Genomic DNA, 13,806 nt, shown 5'->3' with positions numbered 1-13,806 from the left:
AGGGAGCCGAGCGGACTCAGCACGCCGACCAGGTTGCCGCCGCGGTTGTACCGGCAGTGCGTGACGAGCCGAACGGGCAGACCGCCGACCCGGCCGGTCTCCTCCCGCATCAGCAGGTTGACCTGCCGGTTGAACAGGTGACGGGTCCGCAGGCCGTCCCGCTCGGTCACTACGGTCTGGCAGTGGGGGCGTTCGTGCTCGCCGTAGGGCGGTCGAAGTCCTCGACGACGTCCGCGTAGTCGAAGTGCGCCTGGCTGGCGCCCTGCCGCTGTGTCACCAGACGGCGGTAGCTGAGCAGACCCGCTTCCAGACCGAACTGGTGACGTCGGCTCTGCCGGTCGCTTTCGGCGGCTGCCGCCGAGCCTGCCGGAGCCACCGCGCCGATGGCCGAGAGGCCGACGAGCGTGGAGGCCACGAGCCCGAGCCGGGCGCAGCGCAGGGGCGAGCGGTGAGGGCGCGGGTGAGCATGACGTGTCGGCCGAGCCCCATCAGTGGGAGCCCTTCTTAGCCAGGTCCAGCTGAAGGAGATCGAGGTTGAAGTTCTGGTACACGTCGGCGTCCATGCTGATGCGCACCTGGTGCCGGCCAGCCTCGAGATGCTGCCCAACCGGTGGGCTGCAGGAAGAACGCCGAGTGGCTCGTGGTGTTCCGCACAGCGACGCTTTCGCTCGGGCTGCCGTCGTCGAAGGCGAGGCGGTAGGTGCCGGCCGGGTCGTACGGGGACGAAACGCGAGCGGAGAGGTCGTAGTACCCGGACTTCTCGACGGTGAAGTCGTAGTCGATCCATTCCCCGCCACGGATCCAGCACATGGACACGGCGCCTTGATGATCGCAGACGTCGACACCCTCGTCGGGCCGAGCGACGTTCCCGCCACGGTTCTGCGGGTCGTTGTCGTGGTAGGCGATGCCTTCGCCGCCCCGCGCGAAGTCCTCGCCCTGGATGCGGATGGTGTGTGGGGCGACCTTCTCTGCCCAGCCCGTCTTCAGCCAGGACTCGAGCGTCTCGATGTTGTCCGTCTGGAGCATGGAGGCGCCGAACGTGTCGACCAGGGCGCCCCAGCCCTTGGCGGGGTCGGTCAGGGACCGCTCGTCGGTGTAGTGATCGGCCAGCCCGAACCACATGGAGTTGATCCAGACCCTGCCGGTCGACCGCATCCGGTCGAGGACCGGCTCGCGGACGATCGCGTCCTCAGTGTTCTTGAAGACGACCTCGTACGCGACAGGCTGGTCCGCCCCGAATCCGTCGAGGGCGCCGATGTTGCTGTCGGAGATGACGTGCATGTAGACGGCGTCAGGGTGCTTCTCGCGGAATTCCTGCACCTCGGCGACAGGCGCGCTGCTCTTGAACAGGCCGTTGCGCACCGTGCCGGTCTCGGTCAGGACCTCGTACATCTCCTCGCGGACGTTCCACCCCTTGTCCAGGTTGACCAGACCGCGCTCCTTGACGACCGCCATCGCCTCGGTCAGCGTGGGCACGCGCTCGTCCGTCAGCGCCGCCTGGGCGCCGCCCAGGCCCTTCTTCAGGCGGAGGGACTTGATCTGGGCCAGTGTGAGCTCGGTGACCCGGCCGGTCCCGTTGGTGGTGCGGTCCACCGTCTCGTCGTGCATGAGGACGAGGTGGCCGTCCTTGGTCTTGCGTATGTCGGTCTCGACGATCTCGGCTCCGTCGTCCAGCGCGGCTTCGAAGGCCGGAAGGCTGTTCTCGGGGGCTTCGCGCCACTGGGCGCGGCCGACCAGGGGCAGTCCGTCCGCCGGTACGGGACGCACTCCCAGGCGTACACCCGCCATCTCGGCGGCGCGCAGCGGCGTGAACACCTCGCGGCCCGGGCGGTGCAGTTCCCGTTTCAGGGCGGGGGCGGGCTGTCGCGCCGCGTCCGCCGTTACCGCCGCATCCGACGGCAGCATGGCGCACCGGCCACGAGATCGAGACGACCCGCCCGTCGGGCGTCGGCCGCAGATCGACACCGGGGGTGGCCAGGATCGCGCCGAGGCAGTCGTGCTTCGGCAGGCGGGTGCTGTGGCGTCTTGAGGTGGGAGACGTCGATGGAGAAGGTGGCACTTGATGTGCCGGCGGCCGGGCCGCCGGCTTCGATCACGGTGACGCGGGCACCGGCCTGGGCCAGACGGTGCGCCACGGAGGCACCGAGCACGCCGGCTCCGACGACGACACGAGGCATGGGTCTTTCCCTTTGCGGGACGAGAACGAAGGGTTGCGGTGGGGGAGGGGGGACCGGTCAGCTGACCTTGCCGAGGAATGCCTGGGTGCGCGCGTGGCGGGGAGAGCCGAGCACATCGGCGGGGGCGCCGGACTCGACGACGACACCGTCGTCCATGAACACGAGCGCGCGGAGGTGGGCTCGTCGAACAGCATCAGCTCCGGACGCATCGCCAGAGCCCTGGCGATCGCCACCCGTTGCTACTGGCCGCCCGACAGCTGGGACGGACAGGAGTCGGCACGGGCGGTCAGTCCGACCCGTGCCAGCAGGGGCTGCGCGCGCTCCCGGACCTCGGCCTTGGACTCCTTCCTGACCAGGACCGGTGCCCATGATGTTCTCCAGCGCGGTCATGTGCGGGAAGAGGTTGAAGCGCTGGAAGACCATGCCGATGCCGCGCCGCTGCCGTGCGACCGGCTCGTCCGTGAGCTCGTGCACGAGGCCGCCGCGCTCCTTGTAGCCGATGAGCTCGTCGCGTACGACCGCGTCGTTGGCGAAGAACTAGGCGAAACGAGCTGTTCGCGACCCGGTATCCGAGTGGTGCACCAACTCACCGGGGGCCGGCGATCGGCGAAGCCGGCGGGACCGGGGCGCCCCGACGGGCCGCGCAGGTCGGCTCACCGCCGTCAGCCGGGCATGTTCGCCGGCTCGGCCACGGCGTCCTCGGTCACGGGCGGGCGGCAGGCGCCGAGCCAGCGTTCGCTGCGGGCGATGTGCGCGGCTGCGGCGCTCGCGGCAGCCGCAGGGTCGCGGTTGGCCAGTGCCGTGACGATCGCACGGTGATCCTCGTCGCCCGCGCGCTTGAACTCCGGACCTTCGGGCAGCGCGAACACCCGGTAGTGACGGGAGCGGGAACGGAAGACGGTGAGCAGGGCCTCCATGGAAGGGCTGCCGCCGATCCGGGCGATCTCCGCGTGGAAGCGATGGTCGTAATCGGCGAACTCCGCCGGGTCGTCGCTGCCCTCGATCGTCTCGAGGAAGCCGTAGAGGATCTCCAGCGACTCGGGGGTGATCCTGGCGGCGGCCTGCGCCATCACATGCGATTCCAGTACGCGCCGGATCTCGAACAGCTCCAGCAGACCGTCGAGCGGCAGCAGTTCGACCGTCAGGGACAGCCTGCCGAGAAGGTCCTCCGGTCGCAGCTGTGAGACGAAGGTTCCGGAGCCGTGCCGCGCCTCGACCGCGCCGAGGGCGGCGAGCATGCGCACCGCCTCACGCAGCGAACCCCGTGAGACTCCCAGCTCTTCGCACAGATCGCTCTCCGGCGGAAACCGCTGGCCGGCGCCGAGACGGCCGCTGGAGATCATGCGGCGCAAGCCGTGGAACGCCTTGTCGACTGCGGACATCGCTTCCTCCCCGTTCAGGCCCGTGCGGCAGCGCCGGGCAGGAGGCAGTCTAAGCCAGTCGTCATACATTGCTCCGGTGAAAACCAAAGTCATCAGATAACTATGGCCTGAACTCTTGTCTGTATGGCCCATCAGGGGCAGTATCTCGCCTAGTCATCACACCTCTTCCGGTACCTGTCTGATGTCCAGCCCGCTTGGAGTCTCGTGAGCACGACAGATCTCACCACTGCCCCGCGACCCCTCGCGCTCGCCGACGGCCGCCCTGCCGCCGCTGCCTGGTCGCTCGATCCCGCGATCAGGCACCTGAACCACGGGTCGTTCGGGGCGGTTCCACACCTGGCACAGGAGGAGCAGAACCGGCTGCGCCGGCAGATGGACGCCTCGCCTGTCGAGTGGTTCCCCGCGCTGCCGGGGAAGGTCGCGGCCGCACGAAGGGCGATCGCCGGCTTCCTCCGGGTATCGGTCGACGACCTCGCCCTCGTCCCCAACGCCAGCGGCGGCGCGAGCGTGGCCTACACGAACGTGCCGGCACGACCCGGCGGCGAGGTCCTGGTCACCGATCACGGCTACGGCGCCGTGACCATGGGCGCCGAACGCCTCGCCCGCCGCTGGGGCGGCAGGCTCCGCACGGTCCACGTGCCGCTCGACGCCGACGCCGACACCGCCTGCGAATCCGTGGTGGCGGAGCTGAGCGAAGCGACCGGCCTCATCGTCCTCGACCACATCACCTCGGCGACCGCGCGGTGGATGCCGGTGGATCGGATCACCGCAGAAGCCCGCAGACGCGGCATCCCGATCCTCGTGGACGGCGCTCATGTGCCCGGACTGGCCGAGGACCCCCTCGCCGGACTCGACTGCGACGTCTGGGTCGGCAACCTCCACAAGTTCGGCTGTGCCCCGCGGGGCACAGCGGCGCTGGTGGCACGGACGGATCTGCGCGACAGCCTCTACCCCCTGATCGACTCCTGGGGCGCTCCCGAACCCTTCCCCGACCGCTTCGACACTCAGGGGACCGTGGACGCCACGAGCTATCTCGCCGCGCCCACCGCCCTCGGCTTCGTCGAGGACACCTGGGGGTGGGCGACGGCCCGCACCTACATGCGCGAGCTGGCCGACTACGCGGAACGGATCATCGCGACGGCCTTCTCCGAACTGACCGGCGAGGACTGCCGCGTGGACGTGGGCATGCCGGTCAACGCCCTGCGGCTGGTGAGGATCCCCGCCCCGTTGGCCGCCACCCACGCCGAGGCTGACGCGCTGCGCGACCGGGTGGCGCAGGAGCTGGGGGTCGCGACGGCGTTCACCAGCTTCGGCGGCGTCGGCTATCTGCGCCTGTCGACGCATGTGTACAACACGGCAGCCGATTTCGAGTACTTCGCCGAGCGATGCGTCCCCGTGCTCGGCGCATGGTCCCGTAACCAGTCCCACGGAGGACAGCGATGAAACGCAGGAACGCAGTCGCCGCTCTCGGCCTCGCCCTCACCATGACCGTGACCGGTTGCTCCGCCATGGGCGGCTCCAGTGATGGGACCGTCACACTGCAGATGGTCGAGAGCCTGACCAACCCCGCCCGCACGGAGGTGCTGAAGCAGCTCATCGCGGACTTCGAGAAGCAGAACCCGAAGATCAAGGTCAATCTGGTCTCGCCGCCGACCGGCCAGGCGGACCAGAAGATCCAGCAGATGCTGCAGTCCGGCAGCGGCGTCGACACGCTCGAGGTCCGGGACATCACCGTGGGCCCGTGGTCGAACAACGGCTGGATCCACGACATGAGCACGGACCTCAAGGACTGGTCGGGCTGGCAGGGGCTGACCGACAACGCCGCCAAGGCCGCCAAGGGTCCGGAGGGCAGGACGTATTTCGTGCCCTACGGCTTCTACGGGCTGAGTCTGTTCTACCGGACCGACCTCATCAGCCAGGCCGGGTACGACAAACCGCCCAGCACCTGGGAGGACCTGCTCGAGCAGGCGAGCGCGATCCAGGACAAGGACAAGCGCCGCTACGGTTACGCCTTCCGGGGCGGCCCCAACGCCAGCAGCAACGTCACGGCGGTCATCGAGGCGTACGTCGCCGACAGGATCGACCCGGCCAACGGCTACAAGCTGGACGACGGCAGCACGATCTTCTCCGCGCCGGAGGCACGCGAGGCACTGAAGACGTACTTCGAACTGTTCAAGAAGGGCTCGCCGCCGTCCTCCATCGCCTGGGGCTACCCGGAGATGGTCGAGGGTTTCTCCAACGGATCCACGGCCTTCCTGCTCCAGGACCCGGAAGTGATCGCGCCCCTGCGGGAGTCCAAGGCGATCAAGGAGGACCAGTGGACCACCGCGCCCCTGCTCGCCGGCCCGGGAGGAAAGGCTGTCCAGCCGCTGGCGACCGCCGGCTGGGGTGTGGCCAAGGGCAGTAAGCACAAGGCACAGGCCGTCAAGCTCGTCGAATTCCTGTCGGAAGGCGAGGCGTCGACCACGTTCGCCAAGAAGAACAGTCTGATCCCGATCCAGAAGCAGGCCGACGAGGACCCGTTCTACAAGACCGGGCCGTGGGCCAGCTACGTGACAATGAACCAGAACCCGGACACGTACGTCACCGTCACCCAGCCCCGTGATGTGCCCTGGTTCACCGAGTGGACGCAGAAGGCCGATGCGGACGTCCAGAAGGTGCTGCTCGGCAAGATGACGCAGGAGCAGCTGCTCGCCGACTGGGACGCGTACTGGACCGCCAAGTGGAAGAACGAGAAGAGCTGACATGCGGGCGGGCATGGCTTCCCCAGTGCAAGAAGAGACACGGCGCCCCTCCCGCAAGGAGGGCGCCCGTCCCGTCAGGACGGCAGGCGGCGGCCGGCGCAAGCGCGAGTTCACCACCCGCCGGGGCCTGGTGATCGCCGCCTTCATGGCACCGGCCGCGATCTTCGTGGCAGTGTTCACGTACTACCCGATGGTGGCCGGCAGCCAAATGGCCTTCCGCCACTGGAACCTGGCGGACCTCACGGACAAGTCGTTCGTTGGTCTTGGCAACTTCCGGGAGATCTTCGGCGACCCGCTCTGGGGCACCGTGCTGAGCAACACCGCCCTATGGGTGGTCGCCTCGATCGTGCCCCAACTCGTCATCGGGTTCGCGCTAGCCCTGTGGCTGCGACGCCGTTTCCGCTTCCGCGGGCTCTATCAGGCGCTGATCTTCTTCCCGTGGGCCATCTCTGGCTTCCTGATCGGCATCCTTTTCCGCTGGATGTTCAACAGCGAGTTCGGGGTCGTCAACGACCTGCTGATGAAGGCACATCTGATCGACGAGCCGGTGGCATGGCTGGCCGACCCGAAGACGGCCATGGTCGCCATCCTCGTCGCCAACATCTGGTACGGCGTGACCTTCTTCGCCATCATGATCCTCGCTGCCCTGCAGTCGATCCCCGACGAGATCTACGAGGCCGCCGCGCTGGACGGGGCGGGCAAGGTGCGCACACTGTTCCAGATCACGATCCCGTACATCCGGGCGACGCTGGCCCTGACGGTGCTGCTGCGCATCATCTGGATCTTCAACTTCCCGGACATCATCTTCGGGACGACGGGCGGCGGCCCGAACAACGAGACGCACATCGTGACGACTTGGATGATCAACATCACTCAGCAGGGCGACTACGGAAAGGCGTCCGCCCTCGGCCTGCTGGTGGTCGCCGGCCTCCTGCTGTTCTCGGTCTTCTACCTCACGGCCACCCGCGAGAAGGGAGCGAAGTCGTGAACACCAAGGAGTCCCCGGTCGGAAAGGCCGTCAAGATCAGCTTTCTCACGCTCTGGCTGATCTTCACCGTGTTCCCGCTGTACTGGATCGCCATCACCTCGTTCAAACCCGCCGGCGCCATCTTCACCTTCCCCCTCGCGTACTGGCCCGAGGACTTCTCCCTGGAGAACTACGCCGGGCTGTTCGACAAGTCCCAGTTCGGCGCCTACCTCGTCAACAGCCTGATCGTGGCAACGGTCGCCGGCACGGTCGCCACCGTCATCTCGATGCTGTCGGCCTATGTGCTGGCCCGGTTCGAATTCCGCAGCAAGACGGCCCTGTTGATGGCCGCCCTGGTCACCCAGATGATCCCCGCCTTCATCGCGCTGGGACCGTTGTATCTGCTGATGACCGATCTGCAGCTCGTCGACAACCGCTTCGGGCTGATACTCGTCTACATCGCGGTCTGCATCCCGTTCTGCACGGTGATGCTCCGCGGCTTCTTCGAGAACATCCCGGACACCCTCGAAGAGGCCGCCATGATCGACGGCTGCTCACGGTTCGGTGCGCTGTTCCGGGTGCTGCTGCCGGTGATGAAGCCGGGCATCATCGCTGCCTTCATCTTCAACTTCGTGAACTGCTGGAACGAGCTCTTCCTTTCAGTCACGCTGATGAACAGTGACGACAACAAAACCGTCCCCACGGCGCTGAACGGCTTCATCTCCAGCTTCAACATCGACTGGGGTTCGATGTCTGCCGCGGCCGTCCTGACGATCCTGCCCACCATGGTGCTCTTCGCCTTCGCCAGCAGGCACATCGTCCAGGGGCTCACCGCCGGCGCCGTCAAGGGGTGACCGCGGGCCACCCACGTGCGAGGGCCCGGACCGCGTTCTTGCAGGTCCTGGCCCTCGCGCTTCTGGCGAACGCTCCTGTTTCGGCGCTGAGTCGATCTGCCAGGTGCGGACTTGTTAGTCGCGCAGAGCATGGTGCGTACTGCACGGCGGTGGGCTGGTCGCCCTGGGGACCGGAGAGCCGGTGGAGAGAAGCCTGCTGCACCCGTCAAGGTGAAGGGACCGTCTAGACCCGCCCCCGTCGAACAAGGTCAGTCCAACCGCGTCAGGCAAGGCCGGTGCTGCGTGGTCACGTGAATGCCGAACTGCCCGCGGGAGTTGGGGGCAATTTCACCCGCCGAACCCCAGCGGGACAAGCACGGCCCATACGCTCCCCGCGACGATCCGGACTTCTACCGAAGGTTTCCGATGCCTGACCCCATGAGAGTTGTCCGTGTTCTCGCTGTCGGCGCTGCCCTGGCCGCCACCGTCTCCCTCGCGACTCCGGCCCAGGGAGCAGTCAGCACCGTGACCGCCGAGGCGACCGGGAGCACCGCCCAGCAGACGGCGAAGCGGCTCAAGAATCCGATCGTCGCCCATCGCGGTTCGCCGCGCGTTGCACCGGAGGAGACGTTGGCGGCCTACCGGGCCGCGATCGCTGAGGGCGCGGCGGTGCTGGAGGGCGACGTCCAGCTCACGCGGGAAGGCGAGTTGGTGCTGGTCCACGACGACACCCTCGACACCACCACCGACGCCGAGCAGATCTTCCCCGACCGTGGGCCGTGGCGCGTCGGCGACTTCACGCTCGCCGAGATCAAGCAGCTCGACGCGGGCTCGTGGGTGCATGAGAAGTTCGCGGCGGAGCGCGTCCCCACCCTCGAGGAGGTGCTTGTCCTGGCACGCGGGAAGACGGGCTTCAACCTCGAGATGAAGTCGCCGCAGAGCAGCCCCGGCGTGGCCACCAAGCTCGCCGCACTCCTGGCGGAGTGCGGCTACACCGACGATCGCGTGAACCCGCGCACCGGCATGCTCGAGATCGCGGTCCACTCCCGAGACGAGGCTGTGCTGCGCGAGTTCGCCGCGCTGCTGCCCCATGTGCGCATCTCCTGGTTGTCGGGAGGCCCGATGCTTGACGACAGCCGGTTGGCCGAACTCGCGACGTGGACGGACGCCGTGTACGCCACGCCGACCGCGACCACGGCCGCGGACATCGACCGCGCGCACGAGGTGGGCCTCAAGGTGTACTCCGACCCGGTCGACAGCCCCAAGTCGATCGCGATGGCGCGGAACCAGCGCTATGACTACCTGGTCACCAACGTGCCGGCTGTCGCGAAGCGCGTCGTGGCCGGTAAGGACCCGCGCCTCGGCCTCGACGGCGTCGAGATCGAACACGTCATGGCGAACCCGAGCGGCGAGGACAATCAGCCCGAGAACGGCGAGTACGTCGCCCTGCGCAACACCACCGACCAGCCGATCGACATCTCCAGCCACACGCTGACCGACCACGCCGCCAATATCTGGCTGAGCACCGGCGACAAGGCCGTCATCCAGCCGGGCGGCCTGTTCCTGGTCTACGTCAACACCGGCACCAATAGGGCCGACGCCTACTACAACGGCTACTCGGTCGGCATGTTCAACAACACCGGAGGCGACACCGTCTACCTGATGGACGAGAACATGAACCTCGAGGACGTCTACTCCTACGTCCTGCCGTGACCATCCCGCGTGCGCTGCTACAGGCGCAGCCTCTGGACCACCGCGCGCCCGGTGTCGGTTGAACGCGTCGCGCACTCAGGCGAACCGCAGAGCGGCCGAAGGCCCGCCCCCGTTGGGCGGGCTTTCGCGTATCGTGTGACACAGAGGCGTGGTGAAAGACGAGTGAGGCCGTCTCTTCCGGATCTTGCCTAATCGGCGGCGTCCCACTCTGCCTGCACCCAGGCTGGCTGCACGTCGTTCAGTGAGGGGGCGAACCCTGCCGGGAACATAGCAACTTCGGTTGCGGCCACATGTTCTCCGGCCCGTGCTCGTCGCAGTGCAGCGCGATGAGATGCGGTCCCTCCCCGAAGGACTCGTGCCAATAGGGGCGGTCGTGCGCCTGGCAGTAGTACCCGAGTCTCCAGCAGTCATCTTCTTCAGTCGGCTCGTAGAAGCTGGGATCGCGAACGATCGTGGTCACCGGCTCCTGCTGGTTGAACCGGGGGATGGCCGCGGGTCACACCACAGCAATCGGGGAGGTATCACGCGCCAATCCTGCCCCGAGGCCGACCTGTTCAGATCATTGGGTCGCTACCCACGGCGACCGCGTGCACCAACTGGTGGCGCGCGACGCAGCGGGTAGCGTGCGGCGGCCCGCTCCGAGCGGTCCGGCGGTGGGAGAGGTCCACCGGCTGACGCAAGCCGTCTGGGTGATGCGGAGCGTGGTTGCCGTGTCGGGTTGCCTGGAGCACAACGATGCCTCCAGGCAACCGACTTCAGGCTCTAGAAGAAGCCAAGTTTCTGAGGGCTGTAAGAACAAAGAAGGTTCTTCGTCTGCTGGTGGTACCGGGGGCATTGCCCTGCTGGCCAGCCAAAACGGCGGCTTCTGAGCCATGTGGTGCGGCGATGGTCCGGGGATGGCCCGGATCTTGATCCGCTGGCGAAGAGGTCGCTGGCCTTCTGCTGGGGTGCTTTCCGTGGTGCCTTCGCAGTGTGGGCGGCTGCATCGGTACCACATGGCACATGTCGTAGAAACCGTCCATGAGGGTTCAGCTGGTCCAGGATGATCGCGTATGTGTAGTTCAGGGTCCTGCGGTGGGAGAGCGTCCAGGAGGTTGGTGACAGGCGTGTGACACCAACGTAGGAGATCGCGATGCGTGCCGGACTGTTCTGGGCTGACGAGTGTGGTCCAGCTGCGGAGTGTCCGGTTCTGCTGCGGCCGAGGTTCAGAGAGAGCCGGGACTGTTCGCGACAGCATGCCGGTGAAGGGCCGTCGTTGACGGCGATGCGCGTCCTCGTGTCCATGGAACTGCTCGCGATCGGTGAGATCGGGATTTCGTAGCGGATCTCCTTTCCGCCGGCTTCGTCGATCGCTGCACCAGTACGCCGATGGCCGTGCTTAGTGGACGCCGCCGGCTGCACTGCCGCTACGAGGGCGAGGCCGAGTACTTCTTGCCTTCGGAGGCATCGTAAGCACCATGGCCGCGTTGTTAAGCAGATGCGCTTGTCCGCTGTTCTTCTTCGCGCATGTGTTGTCGGTACTGGGCGCCGGCTGTCGAATGTTCTCGATTGACGGTCAGGTTTGAACGCAGAGGCCGATGTGTTGTGGGGGGCGGGAGCATGGGCGGGTGCTGTTCCGGGTCTGGGGTCTGACTCATGACATCTCTGACCGAAGTGTGACTGAAGTGTCTTGGTTTCACAGTGTCGGCCGTTGGCCGGGGACGGTGCGTTGTCGGTGCCGGGCCGGCGGGGTGTGTCCCGATAGGGGCCTGCCGATTGTTGTGGCGTCCTCACGACTCTGACCGCCCGATCCGGCCCGGTATCGGCAACGCGATATGCCATCGGGCTGGAAGGGGAACGGGCATGTCCAGTTCGACCGTGTCAAGTGCGTCGCCTGCTCCGAAGACTCGCCGTCGCCGCCCTGCGGGGGAGGTGATTTTGGGAGTGGACACGCACCGGGATGCTCATATGGCTGCGGTGCTTTCCGTCATGGGGACAGTCCTGGCCACCGACGAATTCCCGGCCACCGCAGCGGGATACCGCGATCTGCTGAAGTGGGCCAGGAAGGTCGGCGTGGTGGGGCGGGCCGGGGTGGAGGGGACCGGCTCCTACGGGGCGTCACTGTCGCGCTATCTGCTGGCCCAGGGCGTGGACGTGTTTGACGTGAATCGGATGGACAGGGCAGATCGCCGTCGGCGCGGTAAATCGGATCCGCTCGATGCCCAGAACGCGGCGCGAGCCGTATTGAGCGGGCGGGCCCGCGCCCGGGCCAAATCGGGCGACGAGCCGGTACAGATCGCGAGAATGTACAAACTCACCAAGGTGTCCGCCGTAAAAGCCCGCACGCAGGCCATCAACCAGCTCAAAGCCGTCCTGATTACCGCCGACCCCGCCTTGCGGGAGGAACTGGCGGGACTGGGCAATGCCGAACTCTTCCGGACCTGTGCACGGTTCGCCGACGCGAGCGCTCAGGAAGAGGTCGGCGAGAACGGGGTGTTGCAGGCCACTCGGATCACGCTGGGTTTGCTGGCTCGTCTGTCCCGACTCGTGAACCGGTATGCCCCGCAGCTGCTCGATGTGGTGGGGATCGGTCCGGACACGGCCGTCACTTTGCTGATCACGGTGGGGGACAACCCGGAACGCCTGGACAGTGAGGCGTCCTTCGCTGCGCTGTGCGGGGTCAGTCCTGTCGAGCGTTCCTCGGGACGCCGGCAGTACCGTCGCCTCAACCGCGGTGGCGACCGGCAGGCAAATGCCACGCTCCACCGGATCGTGTTCACCCGCCTGCGGGTCGACCCGCGCACGCAGGACTACTACGAGCGCCGGATCAAGGAAGGCAAGACCCGGCGCGAAATCGTCCGCTGCCTCAAACGCTACGCGGCCCGCGAGGTCTTCCACCTGGTCGGACAGCTGTAACCAGGGCCCAGCTCGAAGGGGGCCCTGACACGTCGGAGCGCGGCTCAGGCGTGAGGAGCGGGCCAGCGGCCGGCCGGAGCCGATGCACCCTCGGTACACTCGGCGTGTGCGTATGACACCGTCCGTTCGGCTGGGTCTGCTCGTCGTGGTCCTGGCAGCTGCGGCCGGTTCCCTGTTCCTCTGGAGCCCCCAGCGAGTGCTCTCTGAAGGATTTACGTCCGACAATTCCCCCGTCTGGGCGGGCCTCGGCTTCGTGCTCGTCTTTGCGGCCGGCACCCTGGCGTTCTTCCCGAAGCCGGTGCTCAACGTCGCTGCCGGAGTGCTCTTCGGCGCTCCCGAGGAGGTCATCCTGGCCGTCGCGGGAACGACGCTCGGCGCGGTCCTGGCCTTCGCGCTCGGGAGGGGGCTCGGTCGTGAGGCGCTTCGGCCGTTCCTCAAGGGGAAGATGCTGGCGGCGCTGGACCGAAGGCTCACGCGTCGGGGCTTCCGCACCGTGTTCCTGCTCCGGGTCGTGCCGGGCGTCCCCTTCCCGGCCGTCAACTTCGCCGCGGCGTTCTCCGGTGTCCCGCTGCGCTCGTTCGCCGGCGCGACGGCACTCGGCGTGCTGCCCGGGACGGCCGCCTACGTGGTCGCTGGGGCTTCCGCCTCGTCGCCGACCTCGCCGGCGTTCTTGATCTCCGTCGGCGTCATGGTCGCGCTGACGGCGCTCACCCTCGTCTCGATGTGGCGATCCAGGCGGTCAGCCACTGCACCGACGACCGTCCACAGCGTGGCCTGAAGAGGAGCGTCAGCGGGGCTCCGCGTATTCCGCGGGGTCGGCTTCGAGGATCCAGCAGACCCTCGCGTCGTCATGGTCGCTCGGCCCTCCGCAGCGTGGGCGAGCAGCGTCTGGAAATGCGCTTCGAGCGTGACGAGTTCGGCGATCTGGGCACGTACGTGGTCGCGACGGTTGCTCAGGAGGCGCCCGACGTGGGTGCAGGGGCTTTCGCCGTTGTCGTGGACGGTCAGGATCTGCCGTAACTCCTGCAAGGTCATGCCCGCGGCCTGGCAGCGGCGGATGAAGCACAGCCGGTCAGCGGTCTCCGGACCGTAGAC

At 67.3% G+C, this 13,806-nt stretch carries 11 protein-coding genes and 2 pseudogenes; 7 read left to right on the top strand and 6 right to left on the bottom strand.

What is annotated here, in order from left to right; all coding sequences use genetic code 11:
• Nucleotides 1-169 precede the first annotated feature (169 nt).
• The 5 genes and pseudogenes from ACFT7S_RS19415 to ACFT7S_RS19395 all read right to left on the bottom strand — a co-directional run bounded on the left by ACFT7S_RS19415 (nucleotide 170) and on the right by ACFT7S_RS19395 (nucleotide 3,559).
• A complete protein-coding gene (locus ACFT7S_RS19415; RefSeq protein WP_382733318.1) occupies nucleotides 170-415 on the bottom strand; it encodes a hypothetical protein in 246 nt (81 codons plus the stop codon).
• Between the two features lie 89 nt (nucleotides 416-504).
• Entirely contained in the window at nucleotides 505-1,905 is a 1,401-nt protein-coding gene (locus ACFT7S_RS19410; protein WP_382733315.1) for a glycerophosphodiester phosphodiesterase family protein, read from the bottom strand.
• A complete protein-coding gene (locus ACFT7S_RS19405) occupies nucleotides 1,881-2,177 on the bottom strand; it encodes an FAD-dependent oxidoreductase (RefSeq protein ID WP_382733312.1) in 297 nt (98 codons plus the stop codon). Before ACFT7S_RS19405 ends, ACFT7S_RS19410 begins: the two co-directional genes overlap by 25 nt.
• Nucleotides 2,178-2,234: 57 nt before the next feature.
• Nucleotides 2,235-2,693: pseudogene (locus ACFT7S_RS19400) on the bottom strand (ATP-binding cassette domain-containing protein); the annotation flags it as partial.
• 146 nt (nucleotides 2,694-2,839) lie between these two features.
• Nucleotides 2,840-3,559 carry a FadR/GntR family transcriptional regulator gene (locus ACFT7S_RS19395; protein WP_382733310.1) on the bottom strand — a complete coding sequence of 240 codons (720 nt, stop codon included), beginning with the start codon at nucleotides 3,557-3,559 and terminating at the stop codon, nucleotides 2,840-2,842.
• 204 nt (nucleotides 3,560-3,763) lie between these two features.
• Here ACFT7S_RS19395 and ACFT7S_RS19390 point away from each other — a divergent pair, with 204 nt between their 5' ends.
• The 7 genes from ACFT7S_RS19390 (at nucleotide 3,764) to ACFT7S_RS19360 (ending at nucleotide 13,489) form a co-directional block, all read left to right on the top strand.
• Entirely contained in the window at nucleotides 3,764-5,002 is a 1,239-nt protein-coding gene (locus ACFT7S_RS19390; protein WP_382733308.1) for an aminotransferase class V-fold PLP-dependent enzyme, read from the top strand.
• Entirely contained in the window at nucleotides 4,999-6,303 is a 1,305-nt protein-coding gene (locus tag ACFT7S_RS19385) for an ABC transporter substrate-binding protein (protein WP_382733306.1), read from the top strand. Before ACFT7S_RS19390 ends, ACFT7S_RS19385 begins: the two co-directional genes overlap by 4 nt.
• A 13-nt stretch (nucleotides 6,304-6,316) precedes the next feature.
• Nucleotides 6,317-7,291, top strand: a complete 975-nt coding sequence (locus ACFT7S_RS19380; RefSeq protein WP_382733304.1) for a carbohydrate ABC transporter permease — start codon at nucleotides 6,317-6,319, stop codon at nucleotides 7,289-7,291.
• Nucleotides 7,288-8,124 carry a carbohydrate ABC transporter permease gene (locus ACFT7S_RS19375; protein WP_382733302.1) on the top strand — a complete coding sequence of 279 codons (837 nt, stop codon included), beginning with the start codon at nucleotides 7,288-7,290 and terminating at the stop codon, nucleotides 8,122-8,124. The genes ACFT7S_RS19380 and ACFT7S_RS19375 overlap by 4 nt, the downstream gene beginning before the upstream one ends.
• Nucleotides 8,125-8,541: 417 nt before the next feature.
• Nucleotides 8,542-9,816 (top strand): glycerophosphodiester phosphodiesterase family protein, encoded by a 1,275-nt coding sequence (locus ACFT7S_RS19370; protein WP_382733299.1) that lies wholly within the window; start codon nucleotides 8,542-8,544, stop codon nucleotides 9,814-9,816.
• A gap of 1,947 nt (nucleotides 9,817-11,763) precedes the next feature.
• Nucleotides 11,764-12,711 carry an IS110 family transposase gene (locus ACFT7S_RS19365; protein WP_382733297.1) on the top strand — a complete coding sequence of 316 codons (948 nt, stop codon included), beginning with the start codon at nucleotides 11,764-11,766 and terminating at the stop codon, nucleotides 12,709-12,711.
• Between the two features lie 112 nt (nucleotides 12,712-12,823).
• Nucleotides 12,824-13,489, top strand: a complete 666-nt coding sequence (locus ACFT7S_RS19360) for a TVP38/TMEM64 family protein (RefSeq protein WP_382733295.1) — start codon at nucleotides 12,824-12,826, stop codon at nucleotides 13,487-13,489.
• 167 nt (nucleotides 13,490-13,656) lie between these two features.
• Here the strand turns inward: ACFT7S_RS19360 and ACFT7S_RS19355 are convergent.
• A pseudogene (locus ACFT7S_RS19355) lies at nucleotides 13,657-13,770 on the bottom strand (MerR family DNA-binding protein); the annotation flags it as partial.
• Nucleotides 13,771-13,806 lie beyond the last annotated feature (36 nt).

Source organism: Streptomyces sp. NPDC057136, assembly GCF_042670885.1.
Lineage (GTDB): Bacteria > Actinomycetota > Actinomycetes > Streptomycetales > Streptomycetaceae > Streptomyces.
The sequence above is the reverse complement of the archived record's forward strand: the minus strand, read 5'-3'. Positions and strand labels throughout refer to the sequence as shown.